At 70.6% G+C, this 25,473-nt stretch carries 25 protein-coding genes; 18 read left to right on the forward strand and 7 right to left on the reverse strand.

Translation table 11 applies throughout. The annotated features are described in order from the left end of the window. The first annotated feature begins 2 nt into the window (after positions 1-2). Positions 3-1,202: an FIST signal transduction protein gene (locus AC16DP_RS25575; protein WP_329730303.1), complete on the forward strand. Its 1,200-nt coding sequence runs from the start codon at positions 3-5 to the stop codon at positions 1,200-1,202. A 219-nt stretch (positions 1,203-1,421) separates the two neighbouring features. Further along, a complete protein-coding gene (locus AC16DP_RS25580; protein WP_329730304.1) occupies positions 1,422-2,252 on the forward strand; it encodes a polysaccharide deacetylase family protein in 831 nt (276 codons plus the stop codon). Here AC16DP_RS25580 and AC16DP_RS25585 read toward each other — a convergent pair. Both AC16DP_RS25585 and AC16DP_RS25590 read right to left on the reverse strand, forming a co-directional pair. Further along, positions 2,242-2,712, reverse strand: a complete 471-nt coding sequence (locus AC16DP_RS25585) for a GNAT family N-acetyltransferase (RefSeq protein ID WP_329730305.1) — start codon at positions 2,710-2,712, stop codon at positions 2,242-2,244. The two genes, AC16DP_RS25580 and AC16DP_RS25585, sit on opposite strands and share 11 nt — an antisense overlap. A 70-nt stretch (positions 2,713-2,782) precedes the next feature. After that, positions 2,783-3,640, reverse strand: a complete 858-nt coding sequence (locus tag AC16DP_RS25590; protein WP_329730306.1) for an NAD-dependent protein deacetylase — start codon at positions 3,638-3,640, stop codon at positions 2,783-2,785. Positions 3,641-3,936: 296 nt separating this feature from the next. Between AC16DP_RS25590 and AC16DP_RS25595 the strand changes: the two genes are divergently transcribed. The 4 genes from AC16DP_RS25595 (at position 3,937) to AC16DP_RS25610 (ending at position 7,247) form a co-directional block, all read left to right on the forward strand. Further along, a complete protein-coding gene (locus AC16DP_RS25595; RefSeq protein WP_329730307.1) occupies positions 3,937-4,362 on the forward strand; it encodes a hypothetical protein in 426 nt (141 codons plus the stop codon). A 32-nt stretch (positions 4,363-4,394) separates the two neighbouring features. Further along, entirely contained in the window at positions 4,395-4,985 is a 591-nt protein-coding gene (locus AC16DP_RS25600; protein WP_329730308.1) for a hypothetical protein, read from the forward strand. A 230-nt stretch (positions 4,986-5,215) separates the two neighbouring features. Further along, a complete protein-coding gene (locus AC16DP_RS25605) occupies positions 5,216-6,292 on the forward strand; it encodes an SGNH/GDSL hydrolase family protein (RefSeq protein ID WP_329730309.1) in 1,077 nt (358 codons plus the stop codon). A 148-nt stretch (positions 6,293-6,440) separates the two neighbouring features. Then, positions 6,441-7,247, forward strand: a complete 807-nt coding sequence (locus AC16DP_RS25610; RefSeq protein WP_329730310.1) for an SDR family NAD(P)-dependent oxidoreductase — start codon at positions 6,441-6,443, stop codon at positions 7,245-7,247. A gap of 9 nt (positions 7,248-7,256) precedes the next feature. Here AC16DP_RS25610 and AC16DP_RS25615 read toward each other — a convergent pair whose 3' ends face one another. Next, positions 7,257-8,441, reverse strand: coding sequence for an AI-2E family transporter (locus AC16DP_RS25615; protein WP_329730311.1), 1,185 nt, complete (start codon positions 8,439-8,441; stop codon positions 7,257-7,259). 158 nt (positions 8,442-8,599) lie between these two features. Here AC16DP_RS25615 and AC16DP_RS25620 point away from each other — a divergent pair, with 158 nt between their 5' ends. The 7 genes from AC16DP_RS25620 to AC16DP_RS25650 all read left to right on the forward strand — a co-directional run bounded on the left by AC16DP_RS25620 (position 8,600) and on the right by AC16DP_RS25650 (position 14,876). Then, positions 8,600-9,727: an oxygenase MpaB family protein gene (locus tag AC16DP_RS25620; protein WP_329730312.1), complete on the forward strand. Its 1,128-nt coding sequence runs from the start codon at positions 8,600-8,602 to the stop codon at positions 9,725-9,727. Between the two features lie 266 nt (positions 9,728-9,993). Next, a complete protein-coding gene (locus tag AC16DP_RS25625) occupies positions 9,994-10,659 on the forward strand; it encodes a hypothetical protein (protein ID WP_329730313.1) in 666 nt (221 codons plus the stop codon). 57 nt (positions 10,660-10,716) lie between these two features. Then, positions 10,717-11,301 (forward strand): hypothetical protein, encoded by a 585-nt coding sequence (locus AC16DP_RS25630; protein ID WP_329730314.1) that lies wholly within the window; start codon positions 10,717-10,719, stop codon positions 11,299-11,301. 52 nt (positions 11,302-11,353) lie between these two features. Beyond that, positions 11,354-11,941 (forward strand): hypothetical protein, encoded by a 588-nt coding sequence (locus tag AC16DP_RS25635; RefSeq protein ID WP_329730315.1) that lies wholly within the window; start codon positions 11,354-11,356, stop codon positions 11,939-11,941. 64 nt (positions 11,942-12,005) lie between these two features. Then, positions 12,006-12,674, forward strand: a complete 669-nt coding sequence (locus AC16DP_RS25640; protein ID WP_329730316.1) for a hypothetical protein — start codon at positions 12,006-12,008, stop codon at positions 12,672-12,674. Between the two features lie 121 nt (positions 12,675-12,795). Continuing rightward, positions 12,796-13,530 carry a MopE-related protein gene (locus AC16DP_RS25645; protein WP_329730317.1) on the forward strand — a complete coding sequence of 245 codons (735 nt, stop codon included), beginning with the start codon at positions 12,796-12,798 and terminating at the stop codon, positions 13,528-13,530. Between the two features lie 104 nt (positions 13,531-13,634). After that, a complete protein-coding gene (locus AC16DP_RS25650) occupies positions 13,635-14,876 on the forward strand; it encodes an Ig-like domain-containing domain (protein WP_329730318.1) in 1,242 nt (413 codons plus the stop codon). A 3-nt stretch (positions 14,877-14,879) separates the two neighbouring features. Here the strand turns inward: AC16DP_RS25650 and AC16DP_RS25655 are convergent, their stop codons facing one another. After that, a complete protein-coding gene (locus AC16DP_RS25655; RefSeq protein ID WP_329730319.1) occupies positions 14,880-15,707 on the reverse strand; it encodes a hypothetical protein in 828 nt (275 codons plus the stop codon). Then, positions 15,704-18,286 (reverse strand): TonB family protein, encoded by a 2,583-nt coding sequence (locus AC16DP_RS25660; RefSeq protein WP_329730344.1) that lies wholly within the window; start codon positions 18,284-18,286, stop codon positions 15,704-15,706. The genes AC16DP_RS25655 and AC16DP_RS25660 overlap by 4 nt, the downstream gene beginning before the upstream one ends. An 89-nt stretch (positions 18,287-18,375) precedes the next feature. On the opposite strand from AC16DP_RS25660, the gene AC16DP_RS25665 reads away from it, so the two are divergent. After that, positions 18,376-19,263 (forward strand): hypothetical protein, encoded by an 888-nt coding sequence (locus AC16DP_RS25665; protein WP_414640743.1) that lies wholly within the window; start codon positions 18,376-18,378, stop codon positions 19,261-19,263. 80 nt (positions 19,264-19,343) lie between these two features. Then, positions 19,344-20,291, forward strand: a complete 948-nt coding sequence (locus AC16DP_RS25670) for an NAD-dependent epimerase/dehydratase family protein (RefSeq protein ID WP_329730320.1) — start codon at positions 19,344-19,346, stop codon at positions 20,289-20,291. 3 nt (positions 20,292-20,294) lie between these two features. Here AC16DP_RS25670 and AC16DP_RS25675 read toward each other — a convergent pair whose 3' ends face one another. Continuing rightward, positions 20,295-21,380: a cyclic nucleotide-binding domain-containing protein gene (locus tag AC16DP_RS25675; protein ID WP_329730321.1), complete on the reverse strand. Its 1,086-nt coding sequence runs from the start codon at positions 21,378-21,380 to the stop codon at positions 20,295-20,297. Between the two features lie 62 nt (positions 21,381-21,442). Continuing rightward, the gene (locus AC16DP_RS25680) at positions 21,443-22,279 is read right to left on the reverse strand and encodes a hypothetical protein (RefSeq protein ID WP_329730322.1); all 837 of its coding nucleotides are present in this window, start codon (positions 22,277-22,279) and stop codon (positions 21,443-21,445) included. A 403-nt stretch (positions 22,280-22,682) separates the two neighbouring features. Here AC16DP_RS25680 and AC16DP_RS25685 point away from each other — a divergent pair, with 403 nt between their 5' ends. The 3 genes from AC16DP_RS25685 (at position 22,683) to lepB (ending at position 25,292) form a co-directional block, all read left to right on the forward strand. Then, the gene (locus tag AC16DP_RS25685) at positions 22,683-23,711 is read left to right on the forward strand and encodes a hypothetical protein (protein ID WP_329730323.1); all 1,029 of its coding nucleotides are present in this window, start codon (positions 22,683-22,685) and stop codon (positions 23,709-23,711) included. Between the two features lie 25 nt (positions 23,712-23,736). Beyond that, on the forward strand, positions 23,737-24,540 hold the full coding sequence (locus tag AC16DP_RS25690) for a hypothetical protein (protein ID WP_329730324.1): 804 nt from the start codon (positions 23,737-23,739) through the stop codon (positions 24,538-24,540). A gap of 74 nt (positions 24,541-24,614) precedes the next feature. After that, positions 24,615-25,292: a signal peptidase I gene (lepB, locus tag AC16DP_RS25695; RefSeq protein WP_329730325.1), complete on the forward strand. Its 678-nt coding sequence runs from the start codon at positions 24,615-24,617 to the stop codon at positions 25,290-25,292. The last annotated feature ends 181 nt before the right edge of the window (positions 25,293-25,473 follow it).

Here is a 25,473-nt window from a genome sequence, read left to right on the forward strand (position 1 = left end):
AGATGACGGTCTCAATCGGAGTCGGAATCGGAGATGCCGTGGATGCGGAGAAGGCCGTCCAGGCCGCGGTGGAGCAGGCGCGCGCCCAGCTCGGAGGCGCCACCGCCCAGGCGGCCTACATCACCGCGACGGTGGACTACGAGGCCGCACGCGTCCACACCGCCTTCCGGGAGGCGCTGTCCGGAGTCCCGCTGCATGGGGTGACCACGTCGCTGGGCGTGCTCACGCCCACCGGTGTCCGCAACGAGGGCCACGGCGCGGTGGCGGTGATGCTGGTGGGCGGCGAACCGGGAACGGCCTTCGTGGCTTCCTCCACGGAGGCGGACGGGCGGCGGGCCGGAGAGGCCGCGGCGCGGGAGCTGGTGCGCAAGGCGGGAGGCAGGATACCGAGGATGATCCTCTTCAACGCCTCGCCCGGTGGGGAGGAGGCGATGCTGGAGGGCATCGCGAGCGTGTGCCCGGACGTGCCGTGCCAGGGAGGCAGCGCCGCGGATCATGCCATCGCCGGACAGTGGAGCGTCTTCACGCACGCGGGCCCGGTCCCCACGGGGGTGTCGCTGCTGGGCCTCTTCGGCGAGGTGCGGGTGGGGACGGCGCTGTGCACGCCCTATACCCCCACGGGCGCCGTGGCCCGGGCCACGGGAGCCGAGGGCCGCACCCTGCTGACGCTGGATGGCCAGCCCGCCGCCCAGGTGCTGGGGCGCTGGATGGAAGGCGCCATCGATGACCAGGTGCGCTCGGGCGGCAACATCCTGGCCCAGACGGCGCTGCGGCCCATCGCCGTCCGCCGCCAAGTGAGCCAGCGGGACCACTACGTGACGGTGCACCCGGCCCACGTCCACGCGGACCGGGGCACGGTGGACGTCTTCGCCCGCATCGAGCCCCGGGACGAGGTGTGTCTGATGACCGGGACCGCCGAGGGCCTGGTGAACGAGGTGGCCCACCTCATCGACCAGGCGCTGGCCCAAGGCGGCCTGACGACGCGGGACGTGAAGGGCGCGGCGCTCATCTTCTGCGCCGGGTGCGCGGGTGCCCTGGGGCCGCGCGTGGACGAAGGCCTGCGGACGTTCTCGCGGCTGCTGCCGGGCGTTCCCCTGCTGGGCCTGTGCACCTTCGGCGAGCAGGGCTACATCCCGGGCCTGGGCAACGTGCACCAGGACTTGTCGCTCAGCCTGACGCTGTTCGCCAACGGGCGGCCCTGAGCCCCCGTCGAGCGTGCTCCGGCCCGCGAGTCAAGGGGGCCCACAGGTCCGCTGGAGGCACCCGAATTCGAGGACTCCGTAAACCTCCGTTCCGGGTGCCACACGGCCCGTCACATGGGTGCACTGCTCGTTGCATACCCAGCAAGCCGGGAGCCATCCGCGCTATACCTGCGCCGTTCCCTCCGCCCGCGGGCGGGTGACAGGAGCGCGTCGCAACTCATGGCCCGTTGGTCTTCCGTGCAGTCCCTGCTGACGCTGGTGGTGCTCGCCACCAGTGCCTGTGTCTGGACTCCTCCCGAGGAGCCCGAGGCGCCTCCTCAGCAGAAGAAGGTGCCCGCCCCGCCGGAGCCCACGGCCTGCATGACGGCGCCCATCGTGACGAACGGGAGCCGCAACCGGATGCGGGTGGCGCTCACCTTCGACGCCTGCTCCACGCGCCACAACGAGTATGACGAGCGCGTCATCCGCACCCTGTTGGAGACGGGAACGCCGGCCACCCTCTTCATCGGCGGCGGGTGGGCCCTGGCCAACCCGCGGCGCCTCGAGGAGCTCGCGCAGTACCCGGGCTTCGAGTTCGGCAACCACACCTTCTCCCATCCGCACATGCCCGAGGTGAAGGAGGACCAGAAGGTGCTGGAGGAGCTGCAGCGCACGCAGCAGGTCGTCTATGACCTGACGGGCCGCATCCCCAAGTACTTCCGTCCGCCCTTCGGCGAGGTGGACCGGCGGGTCGCCTGGCTCGCGTCCCAGGCGTCGCTCGTCACCCTCAACTACGATCTGCCCTCGGGAGATCCGGACACCACCATCACCGCGAAGCGGCTGACGGACTGGGTGGTGCGCAAGGCGAGCCCTGGCGGCATCGTGGTGCTGCACATGAACCACAAGCGCTTCGCCACCGCCACGGCGCTGCCGGACATCATCAAGGGGCTGCGCAAGCGGGGCTTCGAGCTCGTCACCGTGGGCACGCTGCTCGAGGACCACACGTGGCCCACGTGCCAGCCCACCGAGCAGCCCGAGCTGCCTCCCGCGGTGGCGGAAGTCATCCCCTGACGCGTGGCTTCCAGAAGACGAGCTCGGTGACGCCCGGGACGGCGAAGCCCGGGAGCTGGCCCACCTGACGGTACCCGTGCCGCTGGTAGAAGCGCTGCGCGCCCTCGTTGAAGTCCGAGGTGAGCAGGAAGTAGCCCCCGGACGGCTCTCCACACCCGGCCTCGTACGCGGCGAGCAGTTGCGCGCCGAGGCCCGAGCCATGCCGATCCTCCCGGATGGCGAGCGTCCGCAGGTAGGCCCCCGTCCCGAAGGTGCCCCGGGTGAGGAACCAGCAGACCCCCACCGGGCCGCTCTCGTCGGTGGCCATGAGCAGGCCCTCGCCCCGCTCCAGCGCGCCCCGGAAGCGGGCCGCCAGGGCCGGCGCCTCCAGGCCATAGGCCTTGAAGAGGGGAAGCGGCGCCAGCGCGGCGGCCAGTGCCGGAAGGTCCTCTGGAGTCGCGGGGCGGATGACTGCGGGCATCGGGTCCTCTCGGGTTGCGGGGCCCCGGGAGATTGGACCGGAGCGCCGTGTCACACAACAGGACTCGGGCTCAACCGGTGGCGAGCGCCGCCGCGAGCCAGGGGAGCACCTCGCCCGCCCGGGCCTCCACCCGCACGTCCACCAACTCCCCCCCGCGGCACTCGCCCATGTTGATGAGGCCCATGGGCATGTGGCGATCCGCGGCGCGCTGGAGGAAGCGGAAACCCGAGTAGATGGCCAGGGAGGAGCCCACCACCAACAGCGCGTCCCCCTCCTCGAGCAGCGCGAACGCCGACTCCACGGTGGGCGGAGGGACGTTGTCCCCGAAGAAGACCACGTCCGGCTTCAGCGTCCCGCCGCACCGGGTGCACACGGCCACCTGGAAGTCCCGCACCGCCTCGACGGGCAGCTCGGCGTCTCCGTCCGGCCGCAGCTCGGCGGTCCGCTCCGCGAAGCCGGGGTTGAGGGCCAGCAGACGCTCCTGCAACTCCACCCGGGGCTCGAGGGCCTCACAGTCCAGACACCGCACCCGCGCGAGCGCCCCGTGGAGCTCGATGACGCGCTGGCTGCCCGCCACATGGTGCAGCCGGTCCACGTTCTGGGTGATGAGGCCCAGCACATGGCCGTCCCGCTCCAGGGCGGCGAGTGCCTGGTGCGCCGCGTTGGGCCGGGCCGACGAGAAGCGCGGCCAGCCGAGCAGGCTCCGGGCCCAGTAGCGCGTGCGCACCTCGGGTTTGGTGAGGAACTCGCGATGTTGGATGGGGTTGCGGGCCCGGGCGCGTGTGCCGGGCCCCCGGTAGTCCGGGATGCCCGACTCGGTGCTGCACCCGGCACCGGTGAGCACCACGAGCCGGCGGCCCCGCAGCAGCGTGGCCAGGGCGTCCAGGTCCCCGGTGGCGGGAGACGGTTGTTCCAGGGGGGCGGTCATTCGGGGTGAATCTATAACGCCCCTTCCTCGCGCTCGCCGGACCACCGCCGGGGGAGCGGGCGTCCGGGCCACCTCCGGCTCCTCCGGCTCCTCCTCCAGCACCCCGTGCTCCGGCGGCCGGACGAGGTACGGCAGGCTGCGAGAAGGGAGTCTGTTCGCTAGCGGCCATGGGAGGCCGTCTTTCTCACGGGCTCCTTCCTGATTCGAGTCACTTCCGGGGCCAGCTTGTCCGGAAGCCGCCAGCTCACCTCTGGTGGACAGCCTGTTTCCCCCGGCGTGCTGGCATCATGAGACACATGAGGAAGGTGCTCTGGTTCGCCGGTTACGTCTGGGCACTCCCAGTGACGATACTGGGCCTGATGCTCGCCATGCTCTTCACCCGCCTCGAGTCGGTGGACGAGGAGGGCATCCTCCACTTCGTCGTCCAACCGGGCGGGCCGCTCGACTGGTCCATGCGCCGCTTCCACATCGCCGCCTTCACCCTCGGCGCCGTGGTCACCTATTCCGGCGCGGACGGCCCCCGGCAGATCCGCCTGGTGCGCCACGAGCGCGCGCACGTCATGCAGACCCTCGTCCTCGGTCCGCTGTTCCTGCCCCTCTACGGGCTCGCCTCGCTCTGGCAGCTCGCGCGTGGCGGCCACCCGTACCGCGACAACTGGTTCGAGGTCCGCGCCCGCGCGGCGGAAATCCCGGGCTACCGCACGCTGCGGCTCGTGCGCTAGCACCCCGCCTCGTGTGCCAGAATGGACGGGTCATGACCGCTCAGCCCGCCATTCGCGGCTTCATGGCCAGGATGATCCTCGACGTAACCAGGGACCTGCCGGCCGAGAAGCAACGCAAGGTGTTGTCGCTCGTCCCGGAGGCGTTGCTCCCCCTCATCGAGTCCACCCCGCGGCTGGGCTGGGTTCCCCTCGAGCAGAACATGCGGTTGTCGGATGCCCTCCACCAGGTGCTGGGAGACCCGGGCTACCGTCATTTCTTCGCGGGCCTCGCGGACCGCATGATGACCTACCCGCTGCTGCAGTCCTTCTTCGACGGGGCGGTGCGGCTCTTCGGGATGACGCCCCAGTCGATGCTGAAGTGGACCGCCTATGCCTGGGAGCAGGCCTTCCGTGACTGCGGGAGGCTCGTGTACCAGCCGCGCCGCGAGGCGGTGAACGACGGCAGCGCCGAGATGGTGCTGGAGGGCTTTCCCCCCGCGCTGCTGCAATCGGGCACCTTCGTGCAGGCGCTCCTGGGGACGTTCGACATGTACCTGCGGCGCGTCTCCAAACAGGGCCAGGTGGACATCCTCCACCTCGACCTGAAGCAGGGCCGCGTGGTGTACGCCATCTCCTGGCAGTAGCGGGGTGGACGCGGCGTCCAGTGGTGAATGGATGACAGTCTGGCCGCGGCACAACGCGTCACGCAGAGGATGACGCGGGCTGTCATTGATTGACGCCTCAGGCAATACAGCGCCCCCGCGCGAATTCGTCTCCAGCAGTTCGAATCAGACACACTTTCTGTTATATCCGTGATGCCGGCCAATAAGCCGTGCTCCTGTTTCACCCCCAATTCACGATTCCTGGAGTCTGCATGTTCTCTCGTCTCAACGGGCAGGGTGTGTCCCTCGCCGTGACGCTCACGGCCAGCCTCGTGCTGGGCGGCGACGCGCTCGCCAGCACCATCAACCAGAACACGTCGTGGACCATCAACCGTGGCGCTGCCTCGACGTACCGCGTCGTGGCCTACGGTGACTCCATCTTCGCCGGCTACAACGGTGGCCTCTTCAGCGTGGCCAAGCGCGCGGCGCCCGCCGTCGAGGGCGAGTACCTGGCGCAGAGCTTCGGCTCCAACATCGAGGTGGTCCGCCGCACCAAGTCCGGCGCCAGGGCCGACGACATCTACAACAACAAGATCGTCGCCGAGCGCTCGTACATGCAGACGAGCAACACCCGCGTGGTGATGTTCGAGATGTGCGGCAACGACTACCTGCAGGCGCGCTCTGCCTTCACGGACCAGACGGGCACCTGCAGCTACGCCGGCCTGGACACGGCGCTGGCCAACTGCACCACGTACACGGAGAGGGCCATGCAGGCCATCAACACGTACGCGACGGCGGCCAAGGCCAAGATTGTCATGAACATCTACTATCCGGGCTACGACGCGGACAACGTGCTCACCAACTGCACGGACTCCGCCACCGGCACCCGCATCAACAAGCGCGCCAAGTTCCTGCCCTACCTGGCCAAGAGCAACTGGCGCACCTGCAACCTGGCGGCCCAGTACGGCTTCCAGTGCGCGGACGCGTTCGCCGATTACATGGGCGCGGACTACGACTCCAACGGTGACGGGCAGATCGACCGCGACGCCCTGCGCTACGTCCAGGGCGAGAGCGAGGCCGCCTACGTGGCCCGCATCACCGGCACGCTGGCCGGCACGCTGCGCGACGCCAACACGCACTTCGTGAGCTCGAGCACCAGCTACGACTACATCCAGTCGGACAACACGCACCCGACCTTCTACGGCGGCACGATGAGCACGGGCTCGACCACGAGCGCCCCGACGTTCACCGACGCGCAGGTGGTGGGCGGCAAGAACCCCGAGTGGAACAAGTCGGGCCACGAGCGCGCGGGCTGGCTCATGTCCCTGATCGACCCGGCCGCTCCGTAGTCCCCCGGAAGTCCCCGGGCGGGGAGTCCCCTCCCCGCCTGGCCTCCCCGCCCTCTCCCCACCGGGAGGGGGCCGGGTGGAGGCCCCGCCTCCCCTGCCCCGCGCGTGGACCATGCGCTCCCGGCGGTGACGGGTTAGGGTGCGCGGCATGAATCGGATGCTGGAGCTTCGGACGCGCTGGACCCTCGTCACCGGTGCCTCTTCCGGACTGGGCGAGGAGATGGCCCGTTCCATCGCGAGGGATCAGGGCGGCAACGTGGTGGTGGTGGCGCGGCGGCGCGAGCGGCTGGAGGCGCTGTGCGAGGAGCTGCGCTCGCGCTACGGCGTGCAGGCCACCTTCATCGTGGCCGACCTGTGCCGGCCCGAGGACGTGGAGCGCGTCTTCACCGAGGCCACGCGCGAGCGGGACATCCACGGCGTCATCCTCAACGCCGGCGTGGCGTACTGGGGAGATGCGCTGAAGCTGGAGTGGAGCGAGTTCCAGTCCATGCTGAACACCAACGTCACCAGCGTGGTGCGCCTCTCCACCCTCTTCGCGCGCTACCTCGTCGAGCGGGGAATCCAGGGCGGGATGATGTTCGTCTCCAGCGTGGCGGGCTTCATCCCGGTGCCGTACCAGGCGGCCTACAGCGGCACCAAGGCCTTCATCACCAGCTATGGCCAGGCGCTGACGCAGGAGCTGCGGCCCCAGGGCGTGTCCGTCACCGTCTTCGCTCCCGGCGGCATCTCCACGGAGATGCTCGACAGGACGGGGCTGTCCAACCGCTTCAAGTCGGGCGACCTGGGGATGATGAGCGCCGCGGACTGTGCCGCGCACGCGGTGCGGTCCTTCATCCACCGCAAGGAGCTCTACGTCCCCGGGCTGCTCAACCAGACGCTGACGCTGGCCGCGAGGCTGCTCCCGCGCGGCTTCCTGGCCCAGCGCACCGCCGCCATGTACCGGCCGGAGCGCTGACCGGGCGCCTCACACGTGGCGGGGCCGGCGCCAGAAGGGCGGGCGCCAGGGGGCGCGCTTCTCGAGCTGCTCCGCCACGTCTCCCTTCAGGGGCAGCCCGAGGCGCTCGCGCCGCAGGAGGAGCAGCTCGCGGATGACGATCTGACAGGTGCCCACGATGGGGACCGCCAGGAAGGTGCCGAGCACCCCGGCCAGCTCGGCGAAGAGGATGATGCCGAGCAGCGTCACCAGGGGGTTGAGCTCCACGGTGCGCTTGTAGATGACGGGCGCCAGCACGTGGTTCTCGAACTGCTGGTAGAGGACGACGTAGATGCCCACCGCCAGGAAGTCCCAGAACCCGCCCGAGGCGTACGCCACCAGCGCGAGCACGATGCCGGCGGCGGTGGCGCCCAGCAGGGGGATGAGGCTGCCCAGGCCGGAGAGGATTCCGAGCGGCAGGAAGAAGGGCACGCCGAGGACGGCCAGGAAGAGGGTGGCGCAGACGGCGTTCACCCCGCCGATGAGGGCCAGCCCGCTCAGGTAGCCCCCCACGGCCTGGTACACCTTGTCCAGCACCCGCTCGTAGCGCTGGCGGTGGGCCGGGAGGGACTCGGCGAGCACGCCGCGCACCACCCGGCCGCCGTAGAGCAGCATGAAGACGACGAGGAAGAGCACGGTGACGAAGGCGCCCACGCCGGCCATCAGCCCTCGAAGCACGCGCAGCGCCGGGTCCACGGCCCGCTGGACGAGCCCGGAGTCGCTTCCGCCGAGCGCCCCCAGCCGCTGCTCCAGCCCCATCCGCGCGTCGAGCCACTGGAAGACCCGCGTCTGGTGCATGCGCTCGTTGAGCTCCGGCAGGCGCTCTATCAACTCCCGCACCTGCGCCACGGTGGCGGGGATGATGAGGAACCCCACCCCCACGAGCGTGCCGAGCACGAGCAGCATCACCATGGCGATGGCCAGGGGCCGCTTCAGACCCCACTGCTGCAACCCATGCACCCCATGGTTGAAGGCCACCGCCAGGAGCATGGCCGTCACGGTGAGCGTGAGGGTGACGATGCCGTGGATGAACAGGTAGAGGGCGGCCAGCACCCCCACCACGGTGCCGCAGATGGTGAGCACCGTCTTCACCGTCACCTGCGAGCGAGGCACCACCACCGGCTCCCGGTCGTTCACGGGCTCGACGGGTGGACGGATGGGCCTCTCTGTTTCCACGTTCAACCCTCCCTGGCGGCTGGAGCCTCCAGGAAAGCTGGGGCTCCGCTGGCCGGAGCGGCAACGCCCCCTCCATGAAGGAAGCCAGACGCCCGCCCGCCCGGCTCCCCGGCACATTTCGAGCCAAACGAGAGCACCCGGATAGAATGCCCGGGCCCATGCGCGCCAATCGATGGACCGATGACCTCCTCGACGGCTTCCGCACGCGGGGAGACCCGCTCGCCGACGAGACCGTGAAGAACCTGTTCCAGCAAGGACAGGTGGAGACCGCCAACGCCCTGCTCAAGCAGCTCATCCGCAATGATCAGCTCGTCCCCGGCGAGCTCCCGGAGATGCTCCGCGAGTACCTGCTGCGCACGGAGCAACTGCCGGACTGGGCGGACCCGGCGCTGGTGCGTCACGGCGAGGCGCTGTTCGGCCGGTACGGGCCGCAGGCCGTCGTCTCCCTCTTCTGCGGGGCCCTGCCGGCCAGCTACGCGGCGGCCAAGGGCGTCCAGGTCATCCACCTCACCGCCCGGCTGGTGACGGATCCCTTCCGCCGCATCATGGAGACGGCGCAGATGCTGATCGACGTGCTGGCGCCGGACGGGCTGGCCCCGGGCGGCAGCGGCATCCGCAGCGCCCAGAAGGTGCGCCTGATGCACGCGGCGGTGCGCCACCTCCTCCTGGAGAGCGGGCAGTGGAACCCCGCGTGGGGCTACCCCATCAACCAGGAGGACATGGCGGGCACCCTCGTCGATTTCTCGTACGCCGTCATCGTGGGCCTCGAGAAGCTGGGCTGCACGCTGTCCCGGGAGGAGCAGAACGCCTACCTCCACTGCTGGAAGGTGGTGGGGCACCTGATGGGGTTGGAGACGGTCGCGCTGCCGGAGGACATCGAGGACTGCGCGGCGCTCGCCGAGGCCGTCCAGCGGCGTCACTTCCGCGCCAGCCCCGAGGGGCAGGAGATGACGCGCGCGCTCATCCAGATGGCCGAGCACGTCACGCCGGGCAACCTCTTCGATGGGATGGCGGCCTCGCTCATCCGCCACATCCTCGGCGAGGAGGTCGCCGACATGCTGAAGGTGCCGCCCGCGGACTGGACCCGCTACCTGATTGGCCCGCTGGCCATGCTGGGCAGGGCCTCGGACGAGCTGGGAGACCACTCGCGGGTGGTGGCGCGGCTGTCGGAGGTGTTCGGCCGCAAGCTGGTGGAAGGCATGGTGTGGATGAACCGCGGCGCCGGACGGCCCCCCTTCCGCATCCCCAGCACGCTGCGCGAGTCCTGGAACGTGCAGGGCCGCTAGGCGCGGTAGCCGCGCGCCCACCGTCCAGGCCGCGCGCAAGCTCGTGCTCAACGAGCACTGAGCCGGGCCGGCTTCCCCCCCCACCTCCGCGCACGCACCCCGGGCGAGGACCCGGACGGGAAACGTGTGTCCGGAGTACAAATGCAACTTGATTACTTCTGCCCGCAGATGCACATTGATACCGCTTTGACGGGAAAGCCCGGAAGCACTGGCGCCTCACGGATGGCGCATGCGGGAGACTCGCGGTGGCGCGAACGGTGTGGAGCATGGGAATCGGAGGGCTGGTGCTGGCGCTGCTCGCGGCGGCCTGGCTGAGCCGCCCGGTGGAGCTGCCCCGGGCCAGCCCCCCGCTGGCCGGCGCGGAGGCGCTCGGCGCACGAGCCCCGTCCCCCGCGCCGGCGCCCGAGGCCGTCCCAGCGGCCGCCGCCGAGCCGCTCGCGCCTCCCACGGGGGTGTCCGCACTCGCGCCCAGCCAGTCCGCCCCGGTGGTGCCCGGCGCGGCTCCGAGGCCCTGGCCCGTGTCCCCGCGCGCCCACCGCACGCTGCCGGAGCAGCACCTGCGCGTCGTGCGTGCGCTGCGCGCCGGCTACGCCACGCCCCTGGCGCGCCGGGACGCGGTGCTCGCCGAGCTCCACGCGTCCGGGGAGAGCCAGGAGCCGTGGACTCGCGGGGCCCGCGTGGCGCTGGACACCTGGCGCACCACCATTGAAGCGAACGTGCTGCCCGTACAGGCCGAGCCGCCACGCTGCTACGCCGCCGGCTGCGTGGCGCGCGTCACCTTCCCGGACGCGGCCTCCCATGAGGAGGCGCGGCAGCGGGTGCCCGGCCTGAAGCTCGGGGACGTGGGGCGGCACCTGCAACTGCCTCCCGAGCACCTGCCTTCCGGCGAGGTCGTCGTGTCCTGGGCGGTGCTCTCCCCGGCGCGCCCCTGAAGCCGCCTTCCCCCAGTGTCAACCCAGCAGTCCCCTACCCCCAAGAGGAGTCACACCATGAAGAACCTGTTCCACAAGAGCCTGCTGGCCTCCGGCGTCGCGCTGCTGCTCACCGGCTGCGGCAGCACCACCGAGGCCGAGCCCCAGCCGTCCCTGGAGGAGCGCCAGCAGTCCCTGGCCGTCTGCGCGGAGCCCGAGGCCAAGGAGATCCTCGAGGTGGCCGGGCACGCGTGCGTGCACGGTGACTTCGGTCCCTTCGAGGCCGTGACGGCCGCTCCGCTGGGCACCTACCCGTTCGTGGACGTGAGCGTGCCGCACATCGCCTACAACATCACCCTGCCGGCCAACGCCTCCGTGGGTGGCTGGGGCGGCGCCGTCAACTTCATGCCCGAGGAGACGGGCGAGTTCGTCTTCCTGGGGTCGACCGCGCCCCACCTGCGCATCTTCAACGGCACCACCGAGGTGCCGGTCGAGTGCGCCATGGCGGTTCCCCAGACGGTGTGCTCCAGCCTGCGCGTCGCCGCCGTGGCCGCGCTCGAGGCCGGCGTGGAGTACCGCCTGGAGTTCACGACCCACAAGGCGCACTACGCCCAGGGCACCCTCGTCATCGAGGAGCTGGCCCACGACGCGCACGTGCAGTAGCCGCCGCCTGTCTACCCACGGCAATCCCCATTCCCCCAAGAGGAGTCCCACCATGAAGAACCTGTTCCAGAAGAGCCTGCTGGCCTCCGGCCTCGCGCTGCTGCTCACCGGCTGCGGCAACACCACCGAGGCCGAGCCCCAGCCGTCCTCGCTGGAGGAGCGGCAGGACACGCTGCTCGCGGCCTGTCCGGAGCCCGAGGCCACGGAGCTGATTGAAGTCGCCGAGCACGCGTGCGTGCACGGGGACTTCGGGCCCTTCCAGGCCGTGTCCGCCGCGCCGCTGGGCACCTATCCGTTCGTGGACGTCAGCGTGCCGCACATCGCCTACACCATCACCCTGCCGGCCAACGCCTCCGCCGGTGGCTGGGGCGGCGCGGTCACCTTCCTGCCCGAGGAGTCCGGCGAGTATGCCTTCCTCCTGTCGCGCCAGCGCGGCCTGCGCATCTTCAACGGCACCACCGAGGTGGCGCGGGAGTGCCGCGTCCAGGTGCCCGAGGAGGCGTGCGGCAGCCTGCGCACCGCCGTCGTGGCGGAGCTCGAGGCCGGTGTGGAGTACCGCCTGGAGTTCAAGGCCCGCGCGGAGCGCAACTCCCAGTTCACCCTCGTCATCGAGGAAGCGGCGCACGAGGACGCGGAATAACCCCCCGCGTCCGTGCTGATGTATCCCTGTTGCATTTTCCACCGGGATACGGCAAGGAATCGGCATGCGTCCTCTCCGCCGATTCCTCGCCCTGGCCGCCAGCGCGGCGGTGCTCGCCGCCTGCGGCCGTCCCCCCGAGCCGGACCCCGGGACTCCCGACGAGCAGCCCCAGGAGCAGACGGACCCGTGCGCGCCCAACGGCCACATCCACCGGGAGCCCACGGGGGACTGGTGCCATTGCGACCGCGGCCACATGGCGTCCGAGCAGGACCTGTCGTGCCTGCCGGACCCCGACTACGTGCCGAGGGACGGCTTCGACTTCGGCGACAACGGAGAGCATGCGTGCTGGCACGTCGGCAATGGCCCCTTCGCCACGGTGACGGCGGCGGTGGACCGGCTGCCCCGCGTGGACTCCTTCCACACGCACTACACGGTGAAGCTGCGCCCCGAGGGCGGGCAGTACGTGGGCACCTTCACCTTCAAGGCCTACGCCACCGGTGACTTCATCGCCTACCTGAGCGACGCGAGCGTCCCCCTGGCCGTGCGCGAGGGCACGAAGGTGCTCGAGGTGGCCGCCACCTCCCCCATCCCCGAGGCGCTGCGCGACGGCGTGTGCCAGGGAGGCCTGGTGCACATGGTGGGCTACGAGCTGACGGACAAGGTCCAGTACACCGTCACGTTCGGCCCCACGCCCCTGCCCGAGCTGGGCCTCGTCATCGAGCACCTGCCGTAAAAACACCGCGACAACAGTTGCAACATAGTTGCGTTTACGTCATCAGTGCGGGTGCCGGGGAGCACGTGGTGCTGGCGCATGGCGCCGCGCCGCTCCCGGTTCACACGGAAAGGGTTCAACCATGAAGATGACGATGCGGAACGTCTGTGGTGCGCTCGTGGGCCTGTCGCTGGCGGCCTGTGGCCCGGCGCTCGAGGAGGAGCAGCTCCCCTCGGAGCAGGAGGCCCCGCTGGAGGCCGGCTGCACGGCGCTGGGCTCCAGCATCACCTCGCACTCCTGCACGCACTCGAACAACGCGGCGGACCACATCGCGGTGACGGCGACGAGCGGCCTCACCGCGAGCACCCCCAGCATCAACACCGCGCACAAGCAGTACAACGTGACGCTGCCGGCCGGCGCCACGGGCACGGTGAAGTTCCGTCCGGCCACCGCGGGCTCCTGGGCCTTCTACCGGACGCAGGGCAACACCCTCACCGTGAAGAATGGCGCCACCCCGCTGAGCCCGGCGCTCACCCACAGCGTGTCCGTCTCGGGCTGCGGGCTGGTGACGGTGGACGTGTATGACCTGGCCAGCACCACCACGGACTACCAGGTGGACCTGGGCACGGCCTCGGGCAACCTGGTGGGCGTGCTGGCCGAGCGCGTCGAGGACTACCGGATCCGCTACTACCAGGACGCGGACAACGACGCCTGGGGCAACAGCAGCGTCTCCGTGCTCACCGCGTGCGTGCCGCCGTCCGGCTACATCACCCAGCGTTTCGACTGCAACGACGCCAACGCCAGCATCAACCCCTCGGCCACGGAGATCCTCGGCAACAGCGTGGACGAGAACTGCAACGGCTCGCTGACGAACTAGTCCCCTGCCGACCGAAGCGGGCGTGAGCCCGTGAGCCGGGGCGGTCCCCTCTCCGGGGCCGCCCCGGTGCCATGTCCACCCCCACGCGAGAGGAACCCCGAACGATGCGACCCATCCCTGGCACCGCCCTGCTCACCGCCTGCGCCCTGGCCCTGACGGCCTGCAACGACGAGCCCCCCCCGCCGCCCGCTCCGGGAGCGGACACCCGGGCCCCCACGGTGACGGCCACCTCCCCCGCCGAGCGCGCGGAGGCCGTGCTCCCCGGCGCCACCACCGAGGTGTCCATCACCTTCAGCGAGCCCATGAAGCCGGACACCGGGACGCTGGTGCCCTCGAGCGGGCTGAAGCTCGGCGCCCCCACCTGGACGGGCAACACGCTGAAGGTGCCCGTCACCGGGCTCGGCCATGACGATGCGCACTCGCTGGAGTTGAAGGGCTTCCAGGACGTGGCCGGCAACGCGCTGGACGGCACGGCGCTGCTGGGCGACGGCAAGCTGGACTTCCACACCGGCTCGGACCGGCCCCGCGCGGCCGTCGCGTCGGCCAGCGTGGCCGAGGGCGCCCAGGGCGTCTACCCGGTGGAGATGTACTACGACGCCGAGGCGAGCCGCCCGGGCGCGTACTTCCGCAAGGTGCTCTCCGTGACGTTCACCGAGGCCATGGAGCCGGCCTTCAACCAGGTGACGCTGGTGAACCGCACCGACACCACGCTCGCGCCGCGCCCGCTGACGGGCCAGTGGTCGCCGGACGGCCTCACGCTCACGCTCACCCTCACGGCGCCCGAGGAAGGGGGGCCTCCGCTGGAGGAGGAGTCCACGTACGCGCTGGACCTGAGCGCGCTGCGGAGCGCCGCCGCCGGCAACCGGCTGGAGGCCAGCACCTTCCTGGGTGACGGCAAGCTGGACTTCACCACGGGCAAGCGCAACGGCGACCTCGAGCACGCCTGCGCCCACTCGCTCGTGAGCACCGCGGAGTCCCTCGCGGCCGCGGCCAAGATGCCGCCGTTCGGCTTCCCGCCGCCGACGGACGTGGGCCACACGCGCTACCGGTTGACGCTCCCCGAGGCGGACGCGGGCTCCCACGTGGGCTACACGGAGCTCGTCTCCAAGCCGGACCAGGACGAGCGCATCGTGCTGTTCCTGAACCAGGATGTCCCGGTGGGCGTCTGGGACGAGCTGGACGCGGTGGACGTGCCCGTGGAGGTGAGCCCCACCGCCGCGGTGTGCCCCGGCATCACCCACCAGGCCCGCTTCACCGTCACGCAGGGAGACCGGTTCTACTACCTGCGCTTCGGCGCCACCTCCAGCGCGGCGCTCGAGTTCATCCTCGAGCGCTACGCGAAGTAGCGCTCACTCCCAGGCGGCGGTGAAGGCGGTGTGCCGCCGCACGTTGACGAGCAGCGCGCGGTGCACCTGGCTCTCCGGGGGCACCGCCACCGCCGCGCCTCCGGGTGGCACCTCCAGGCGCTCGAAGAGCGTGCCCTCGAACCAGCGGTGTGGCTGGAGCTCCACGACGAACAGGCCCTCGTCGTCCAGCTCCACCTCGATGGGGACGAACTCCACGCGCTGCAGCTCCACCGGTGGGGGGAAGTCCAGGGCGGCGCGGAAGGCCAGGGTGCGCCCGTCGCGCGAGGCCGTACCCTCCAGCACCACCGAGCGTCCCTCGAGCGGCGCCGCCTCCGCGCCCAGCGCACGGGACGGAGGCTGGAGCAGCAGCGAGAAGGAGCGCGCCATGCCGGCGATGCCCGGTGAGCGTCCGAGCACCCGCGTCTCGCCCCCCTCGCCCAGCAGATCGAACACCACCTCACGGTCCCACTCGCCCAGCACCCGGCCGCCCGCGAAGAAGGAGTCATGCGCGTGGGCGGTGGGCACGAGGACGTCGCTCACGCGGCGCCACCACCGTGTTGTGGAGCCGGCCTGAAGGGGCGAGGGATTCTCGAAGAGGTAGATGGGGCCGAGCACCATGCGCGCGGAGGTGAGGGCCACGCGCCAGCCGGTGTCGGTGGTGAAGTGGCCCGGCTGCGTTTCGCCGGGGGCGAGGGCGGTGCGCAGGCCCATGCGGAAGACGATGGCGCGGCCGCCCGTGCCGGACAGCCCGCAGGCGGAGCCACCGCCGAGCAGCGCGGTACCGAGCAGGGTGGTGAAGGCGCGGCGGGTGGTGCGGAAGAGAGGGCTCATGGAGTCTCCTCGTCCTGGAGGTCCAGGTAGAGGGTGAAGGTGGCGCGGAAGGTGCGGGGGGCTCCCGCGGCGAAGTGGCGCGTGGCCAGCAGCGAGGCGGGCGCGTCGGGGCCGCGGAAGTTGGACACGTAGTTGAACTCGGCCTCGCGCCAGCGCGCGTCGAGCAGGTTCTCCACGGACAGGCCCAGCTCCATCCACTTCCACCGGGCGCGGGCCGCGGCGTCGAAGAGGAAGATGGGCTCGCTGTAGCGGTCGAGCGGCAGGGGCTTGGGGCCGATGGCGCTGTGCCCCAGGGCGAGGTTCCACCCCACCGGCTGGCCGGACACGGTGATGTCACCGCGCACGGAGGCATCCAACCGGCCGAGGAGGTGGGGGATGTACGGCATGACGGTGCCCTCCCACAGCTTCCACTGGGGGGCCCCGGGGATGGGGAGCGTGGCGTGGGCCCAGGCGGCGCTGGCCTGGACGTCCACGCGCTGCTCCAGGGTGAAGCGCGCGGTGGCGAAGGCGCCCAGGCGCTGCGAGGGGCCCACGGGCTGGTTGCGGCCCGTCGTCTCGTCGAAGACGAGGTCCTGGGAGACGCGGGTGGCGAAGAAGGCTCCGCGCACCTCCAGGTCATACGCGTGCCCGTCCCCCGCGAGGCGCCAGCCCAGGCCCGTCTCGGCCGCGGAGACCCGGGCATAGGGGGCGAGCTCCGCGTCGGACAGCGCGGCCGCGTCACTGGAGCGCGCGCCCAGGCCCGCGCTGGTGAGCCAGGTGAGCCGGGGCGTCAGCCGCACCTCGGCGGTGAGGCGGGGGCTGGCGAAGAAGCCGTAGGCCTCGATGGACTCCTCGGGGATGCGCTCTCCCTGGCGATCGGAGGCGGGGCGGTTCTGGTCCTCGACGCCGAAGAGGAAGGTGTCCAGGCGCAGGCCGCCGCGCAGGGTGAGCCACGAGAGCGGAGCCAGGCGCAGGGAGGCATAGGCGCCCAGGTTGGTGGTGCGCACCTGGTTGTCGAAGAGGGTGGCGTAGGGGGCGCCGCCGTTGTCGCGCAGGCGGCGGGCGCGGGTGAGCACATCATCGAAGCGCGCGAGGTAGCCCAGCTCCAGGGGCTGCGGCTGGCCGAGAAAGGTGAGGCCCGGCGAGTAGCGCCCGCGCAGGCCCACGGTGGTGCCGCGGTAGGACTGCTCGGTGTTGTCGCCGCGCGGGAGCTCGCCCACGGGAGGCACGTCGTTGAGGAAGCCGGTGAAGTTGTCGCGGATGCGCATCTGGCGCAGCACGACGAAGCCCTGCTGGACGAAGCGTCCGCCGCGGCGAAGCCGGGACTGGAGCTCGGCGGAGAGGATGTGGCGCTGCCCTGCCCCACCCTGGTTGGGATCATGGAGGCAGAAGAACTGGGAGTCCGCGCCGGGCGCGCAGGGCATGCGGCCGTCCACCACATCCGTCTCGCGGACGACGCCCGCCGAGGAGAAGCGAGCCGCGTAGCTGGTGCCGAAGAGGCGCAGGCGCGTGTCCTCGCCGACGCGGAATTCCACCTGGGCCATGGCGCCCGCGTTGGCGTAGGCGCGGTTGGGGCCGAAACCATGGCCCTGGCGCAGCAGGAGGCCCACGAAGTTGGCCTCACTGGACTCGGGAGGGCCCCACACCAGGGAGAGCCGGCGCGAGGCGAAGCTGCCGTAGCTGGCGGAAGCGGTGAGGCCCCGGCGCTTCAGGCCGAGCTGGTACTCGACGGAGCCGGCGACGCCGAAGTCCCCCTGGGCGGGGTCATAGGGGCCCTCGGTGATGCGCAGCGAGTCCACGAGCTCGGGGATGATGAAGTAGGTGTCGGCGTAGCCATGGCCGTGGGCATGGGAGACCTCGTTGAGGGGGACACCATTGAGGCGGAACTCGACGTCCTTGCCCTCACCGGCGTCGAAGCCGCGGATGAAGATGGTGTCGGCGTGGCCCTCGCCGCCGTGGTTGGCGAGCATGACGCCCGGGGCGAGCAACATGAGGTCCGAAGCGGAGTTGCGAGGCACATCGGCGAGCTGGCCGATGGGGATGTGAAAATCCCCGACGGCGGCGGGAGGAGGCGGAGCCGCCTGACCCCGAACGGTGGTCGCGAACGAAGGAGGCTCCTTCGCAGGAGACTTCTCGCTGGAAGTCCCCTCCCCCGAGGCCGCCTCGCTGGCACTCCTCTCCCTCTCCCCCCGGGAGAGGGTCGGGGTGAGGGTATCCGTCCCCTGGGTCGTGCCCGTCGTCGCCCCCTCTCCCTCTGGGAGAGGGCTGGGGTGAGGGTCTACCGCCGGCGTGAACGTGACGGGAACATCCGCCTGGACCTCGATGGGCGCATCCCCACGCCGTGCGGGCTGGAACCTCCAGCGCAGCGCGGCCTCCATCGCCGCCCGATCGAACACACTCCCAGCCGACTCGCGCACGTCCACGCGGGACACCTCGCCGGCCTCGTCGATGGTGAGGCGCAGCAGCACGGTGACGGGGGCGTCCAGGGGAGGCGCGTCCGCGGGCATGACGGCGGGAGCGGTCTCCACGGGGACGGGGGGAGACACGGGGGCTTCGGCCGTGGCGCTCAGCAGGAGGAGCACCAGACTGGAAATCCACATCAAGGGGGAAGACCTCGTTCGGGGAGGGCCGGAGGGATACACCACCCCCGGCTTGACTTGCAACCGGGTTACATTTAACTCCCAGATACATGCGTTTCCATGAATCAAAGTCCAGGATGCCGTGGCGCGCGGTGCTCGTCGGGTTTGCGCTGGCGGGTGCGTCATGCGAACCAGCGGCCGAAGGCGACGTCCGCGTGACGATGAGCGGAGGAGACGGAACCCAGCGGGGCTATCCGAGCCACCTCTTCCAGGACGGCTGGTCGGTGCAGTTCACGAAGTACCTGGTGTCACTGGGGGACTTCACGCTCACCTCGGCCGCGGGGGAGAGGCGAGCCACGGGCGAGCACGTGCTGGTGGACGTGCAGAAGGGGGACATTCCGCTCACGGAGCTGAAGGGGCTGACGGCGGGGCGCTGGAGCGTGGGCTTCCGGGTGAGCCCGCCGAGGGAGGACACGCGGCTGCCGGACGGCGGCGTCTCGGCGGAGGACCTGGCGATGATGCGCGAGCGTGGCTACAGCTACTGGGTGGAGGGGGTGGCGGTGAAGGGAGGCGTGGGCGTGTACACGTTCCGCATGGGCTTCCCGGTGGACGCGCGGATGGTGGACTGCGTGAACGGGGTGGACGGGACGCTGGGAATCGTGGTGCCGGAGGGCTCGGTGGCGGAGGCCGAGGTCACCATCCACGCCGAGCACATGTTCTATGACCGGCTCGGGACACACCGGGGGGTGGAGCTGCGCTTCGACGCCTTCGCGGCCACGGCGGACGCGGCGCGGGTCATCACCCCCGAGGGATTGGCCGGACAGCGGCTGTTGGACCTGCGGGGCCTGGACGGGGGCGAGCTGAAGGACAGCGCGGGCAAGCCGGTCGTCTACGAGCCGGGCGCCTACACGGTGCGGACGCTCCAGGAGTTCGTCACCCAGAGCGTCGTGGATCAGGCGCACCTCAACGGAGGGGGAGTCTGCACCGTCGCCCGCTGAGAGGCCGGGTGAGCCTTCCGCCATGTGCCCGGGTGCGCTAAGCGTTGAGCCGAGGGGGACAGGGAGTGGAGGGACTCACGGTGAAGCGTCTGTTCGTCACGGGTGGCACGGGGTTCATCGGCACGCGGTTCGTCTCGCTGGCGTTGGAGGCGGGCTACCGGGTGCGGGTGCTCACCCGGAATGCGCGGGCCGCCGAGCGGTGGAGGCACGAGGGAGTCTCGGTGGTGTTGGGAGATCTGCTCACCCCGGGACCGTGGCAGGAGGAGGCGGCGGCGAGCGACGAGGTGGTGCACCTGGCGCAGCCGCTCACCTTCGGGGCCCGGGTGACGCACCAGCGGGCCGAGGCCTACCGGGAGCAGCGGCTGCGCATGGACTCGCTGCTGCTGGACTCGCTGAAGCCGGGCACGTTGAAGCGGGTGCTCTACGTGGGGGGAACCAGCTACTACGGAGACCAGGGCCCCCACCTGGTGACGGAGGACGCCACGCCGAGGCCCACGGGGTGGGGCCCGTACATCGCGCCCGCCATCGAGTCCCTGCCCCGGTACCTGGAGCGCGGGCTGCCGATGGTGGAGGCCTATCCCGGCTCGGTGTACGGGCTGGGCTCCTGGTTCGTGGAGTACGCGCTGGTGCCGTTGAAGGCGGGCCGGCGGCTCTTCGGGCTGAAGGAGACGCTCACGCACCAGATGTCCCCCATCCACGTGGACGACTGTGCCCGGGCGCTGCTGCACCTGCTGGAGCACGGCGAGGTGGGCCGGCGCTACTTCGTGGTGGATGATCAGCCGGTGACCTTCGGGGACCTGACGCGGGTGGCGGCCGAGACGCTGGGCGTCTCGTACCGCAAGGTGTTCCTGCCCCGGTGGGTGTGCCGGCTGTTGCTGGGGCCGGTGGTGACGGACTCGCTGACGAGCGAGGCGCGGCTGTCCAACGCGCGCCTGCACGGCACGGGCTTCCAGTTCCGCTACCCCACCATCCGCGAGGGAGTGCCCGCGCTGGTGCGGCAGTGGCTGGAAGCGCGCGGCGGGAGCTGAGAATCAGACGCGCGAGTCGCCCTCGTGCACGGCCCGGCCGCCCGCGAGCAGCTTGGAGATGTGCAGGAGCCGCTCCGTGCCCAGGCGCATGAGGGCGGCGCGGATGCCGGGCTGGCTGGAGAGGTACCGCTCGAAGGGCTCGCGCCCCAGCCGGAGCACGTGGCAGGGCGTCTGCGCGCGCACCGTGGCGGTGGCGGGCTGGCCGAGCAGCAGGGAGATTTCACCGAAGACATCGCCCTCGCGCAGCGGGGGGAAGGCGGTCTCCTGCCCATCGGGGCGGCGGAACAGCGGCGTGCACTGGCCACTGAGCAGGAGGTAGAGGGCATCGCCCCGCTGTCCCTGCTCGATGAGGACGCGCCCGGCCTCCACCGTCTGCAGCTCGAAGATGTGGGCCAGTGACTCGCGCTGCGCGGGGGCCAGCGCGGAGAAGACGGGATGGCTGCGCAGGACGTTGGCCAGCAGCCGCTCCCGGTAGAAGGCCTGCACGATGTTGCCGACGGCGGCGTACTTGAAGGCGATGCGATCCATGCGCGTGCGGTGGAGCTCGAGCGCCAGGACGTGCTGGGCGGCCACCACGCTGGCGAGCCGGGGGCTCTCGGAGACGAGGGCGATCTCCCCGAAGAACTCGCCCTCTTTCAGCGAGGACAGGGTGCGCAGCTCGCCCGCGTCCATCTTGCGCACCACGTCCACCTTGCCCTCGACGAGGACGAAGGAGGAGCGGCCCATCTCGCCCTCGGTGATGAGGTGCTGTCCGGGAGCGAAGGAGCGGAGCTCCAGTACGCTGATGAGGGACATGAAGGGCTCGCGGGCGAGCTCCGAGAAGAGGGGCACGCGCGGCAGGGCACTGGCCCCCGGGGTGGGAGCGGCGGGGCGCGAGGCGGAGGGCTTCGCGTAGAGGTCCGCGAGCAGCTGGGGGGTGCGCGTGTGGGCCGGCTCGAGCTGGAGGAGGACCCGGCACACGGCGATGGAGCGCAGCGGCTGGCCCTGCATGGCCAGCTCGGTGGCCAGGGCCTCACCGGTGGCGAGGGCCTCGGCGGTAGGTCCGAGGGCCTTGAGCTGTTCGAGCCGGACGTGGAGGGGGTCGGACATGGCCCCCCCTGTATGCCACAGGCCCCGGATCCGCGCAGCCTGGCTCTCGAGAAGGCCCAGGCTCAAGGCCGCGGCGGCGTGTAGACGATCTCGATGTCCTCGATGTGGTTCTCCTGGAACAGTTTTTCGAGGATGGCCACCCTCCGGGAGTCCGCCACGTGCCAGCGGACACGAAACCAGCCCACCCTGCCCGCCTGCTGACCGGCCTGCTTCCGCGTGCTGTCCGCGCCTCGAGGAGTGACTCCGTCATCCGGCACGTAGAGACCGGCGGGGCGGACCCCATGCGGCACCTCGAGGCGTCCATCCACCGGGAAGAGCCGCCCGCTTTCGATCGCGTAGAAGGGGCCCACCTCGAAGGGGCCCGCGCGCAGCGTGCCGTCGTCCGCCAGGGCCACCTCGCCCGCCTTCTGCACGGCCCCCCCCGTGTCGGGCTTCACCAGGTAGCCATCCGGACGGAGCACCAGCAGTTGGCCGAAGCGGCGCATGCGCGCATGCAGCTCGTCGAGCGACACCGGGGATGAGCCCGCCGCCACCTCCAGCAGGAGGTGTGCCGCCATGCGCCTGGGAGCGAAGTGGCCCGGCGTCACCGGCGTGGACAGCAGGGAGGGGAGCACCTCCAGCGCTTGCGCGGGAGACAGGGTGCGTCCGTCCCCGGGCAGCGAGGTGGAGGGCACTCCGGCTCGCACGAGCAAACCCGTGAGGGTCTCGGCCTTGGAGCGGGCAGGGTCCATTCGCTCCCTGGCCTCCGGGCTCTCCGAGGGCTTCAACGGCCGGTAGCGATGACTCCCCGCCAGGCCTCCACCCAACGGGTAGCCCGTCGCACACCCGGCCTGCATCAGGAGCACCAGCACCGCCAGCATCCCGGCGGCCCCCCACTGCGGCACCTCCCATGAGCACATGCGTTGCGTTTCACCTGGCGTACCGACCCCCTCCCCTGGACTTCGGGACTCCCTGGACATGGCAGTGGCCTTTCTCCGGACTGCAACGCCCCGGAAGGTAGGCCGTCCACCCGCCCTCCCTCACTACACCTCGGGAGGTATGGCCAGGCAGCGGGAGCGGGCTACACCACCGCTCCACGCGAAGCACCGTACCAAGAGCACAGCGCTATCGCTGCTGTCATGAGACCGACCGCAGCGGGCGGGAGGGCTCGGAGAACCACACCGGAGCGGCCATGGTCATGCTCCGTTTTCCGGGTTCTCCTTCTCCCTGGCTCCGCGAGGTGGAGCACGGGGAGTGTTGCCCATGAATGCCGCTGTCTGGTGTCGGTCCATGTCCCAGGCCACGAGGCATGGGGCCCTCCTGGTGTTCGTCACGCTGCTGACCGGGTGCACCACCACCTCCGGTGGACCGCCGCCCATGTGGAAGCCGGAGGTATCACGCTTTCGCTCGCCCTTGATTCCCGCGTCCTCACCGCGAACCTTCGCGGCGATGAGCGGGGGGCCGGCGGTGGTGGAAGAAACCACCGGGTCCGCAGCGGGTGGGCAGGCCTGCGGGTCGACGGTTCAGGGCTACAATGTCCCCGGACGCAATCCGGACTCGCGCATGCCCTGGCAACTCTTCCTCGGCGGTGCGTCCCACCGGTTGATTGCACATATGTACGGCGTCAATCACCCGGATACGCGGGCCTACTACAACAAGGAGCCCATCGCCGCCATCATTGGCGACACAGGCAGTGGAAGGGCATCCCTCCTGCGATCAGACGAGCGCAAATTGTGTCCGGACATCACGGACATCACACGCCGGGTTCTCTTCGAGATCAAACCCTGGCACGAGCAAGGTCTCCTGGAAGGCCGCGAGGAGGCGCGCACCTACCTGACAGCACTGAACCGGACCATCCTGGTCGGCAGGCACTTCACGGGTGGCACGGACTTCCACGGCGAAATCCTGGTTCGCTTCGCGCGGGGCCAATACATCTGGCGGCTGGAGTGGCGGACGTCCGAACCGGGAGTCGTCCTCTACCGATGGACGCGTAGCCAGCAACGCTTCGAATCCGAGGCGGCGGCGTACGAGGCCGGGCAGTGGACGGACCTCTCGGTGGAGGAGTTGCGACAGTATGGCGGATGGGTGGAAAAAGCAGTGGAGGACATGATCAGCCGGCGCGAGAAGCTCGCCACCGTCAGCGGGGCCGTAGGCCTTGTCATCGACCTCGTCGGCGAGGCCGCGAGGGTGGTGCTCTGGGGGGCAATCATGGGCCGGATGGGCTCGACTACCGGAGCGCGGCAACCGCCCGCCCAGGGGGGTGGTCAGGTCATCCCCTTTCCAGCACGACCCGCCCCCGCCGCACCGCCGGCCCAGGTGCCCGCGGCCGCGAACATGCCCCTTTCTCACTGAGGATCCGGTTTGTTAGGACGGTCCCATGTCGCCCGGAGAAACCGCTTCATTGCAACTCCCCGCCTTCCTGCATGGCACCTCCCGCTCGGTCCAGCAGAAGGTGAAGCGGGAGGGGCTACGGTGCGCCGAGCAGTATCGGAAGGAAGGAGCCTTCCCCGCGCCCCGGCAGCTGCTGGAAGTGCCCCTGGGTGAAGTGGTGGTGGCGCAGGGGGTGGTGGACTTCCAGCATGAACACCCGGCCTGGCGCCTGTACAGGGTGTCCGATGTCTTGCGAGAGGTGTGGGAAGCGCTGCAGTGGGAGGACTCATCGGCCGTGAGAGATGCCTATGAAGCATCCTTTCTGGAGACCGCCTGGGGTGCGCTGTTCTTCACACTCGCGCGGATGGGCCCGGTGAGCGCGGAGCGCACGGCGCGGCGCCTGGAGGCGGTGTTGCGCTTCTGGGACCCCCTCGATTGCGCGCGCTATCTTTTCAAGAAACCGGGTGCGGCCCAGACCCTGGAGGAGCTGATGGTGGACGCCTGTGGCTGGGCCATGGACGCGTGGTGCCCGGAGCGGGAAGGCCCGGTACGTGCACGTCTGGAAGGTGCGGCGGAGCGCATGGCGCGGGCAACGCGGGAAGACTGCCTGGAGGCCATTCTCCGGCAGATGCCCCGGGCCCTTGCCGCCGGGCGTGACCTGAAGCACCGGCAGGTGTTGGCCGACCCCGTCTTCCAGCGTGAGCGCCTGACCAGGCTCGACACGGCCTCCTTCGAGCGCGTGTCCGGTGCGTGCACGTCGGAGCTGCTCGAGAAGCTCTATGATTGGGACCAGGAGTTGGGGCTGCAGTAGGGGGCCCGCTGCCCCATCGAAGCAATGACCGGTCCCGCCGGGCGTACAATGAAAGCCCCGCAGAGGAGAACGCCATGGGCTCCCCCGAGGAGACGAAGCCGAGCCGCCCCAGATGGAAGCTGTACCTGTTGGATGTCGTCGCGCTGGGCGTGCTGTTCGTGGGGCGTGCCAGCTTCGCGGACCACTACCACGTGCCCTCCGGCTCCATGGAGCCGACGCTCGCCATCAAGGACCACCTGGCGGTGGACAAGCGGGCCTACGGGCTGCGCATCCCCCTCACCCACACGTGGCTCACCGAGTCGGAGCCCCAACGGGGGGACGTCGTCGTCTTCGACTCGCCCATTGACGGCAAGGTGATGGTGAAGCGGCTGGTGGGGCTGCCGGGGGACCGCATCGCCTTCGATGGTGAGGCGCTCGTGCTCAACGGCCAGCCGGTGGCCCAGGAGCAGACCGGGGACGGCGCGCGGCTCGAGCTGCTTCCGGGCGCGAAGCACGCGCTGCACCCCGAGCCGTACCAGGGGCCGGGGATGGACGAGGTGGTGATTCCGCCGCGGCACTACCTGGTGCTGGGGGACCACCGGGGCAACTCGGCGGACAGCCGCGTCTGGGGACTGCTGCCGCGCGAGAACCTGCTGGGCCGCGTGATGGCGGTGCTCTACAGCTCGCGCGAGGGGCTCTCCGGTGGCGAGCGCTGGTGGATTCCGATGCGCACGGATGAGGGAGCCAGCGTGGATCCGCGCCTCACCCGTTAGCCCGGGCCCGGGCCCGGCGGACGTGCCCGCCCGTCACTCCCGCGAGGACGAGACCGGCGTCGCCCACCGGACGTCACGAGCGAGCATGGAGGAAGGCCCTCGCCCACGCTGGGGACGGTGCTTCCCGTGCATGGGGACGGGACCCACCTTGTCCCGCGGAGCAGACGTGCCTGCAGGAGGG

This window comes from Archangium sp., from assembly GCF_057119385.1.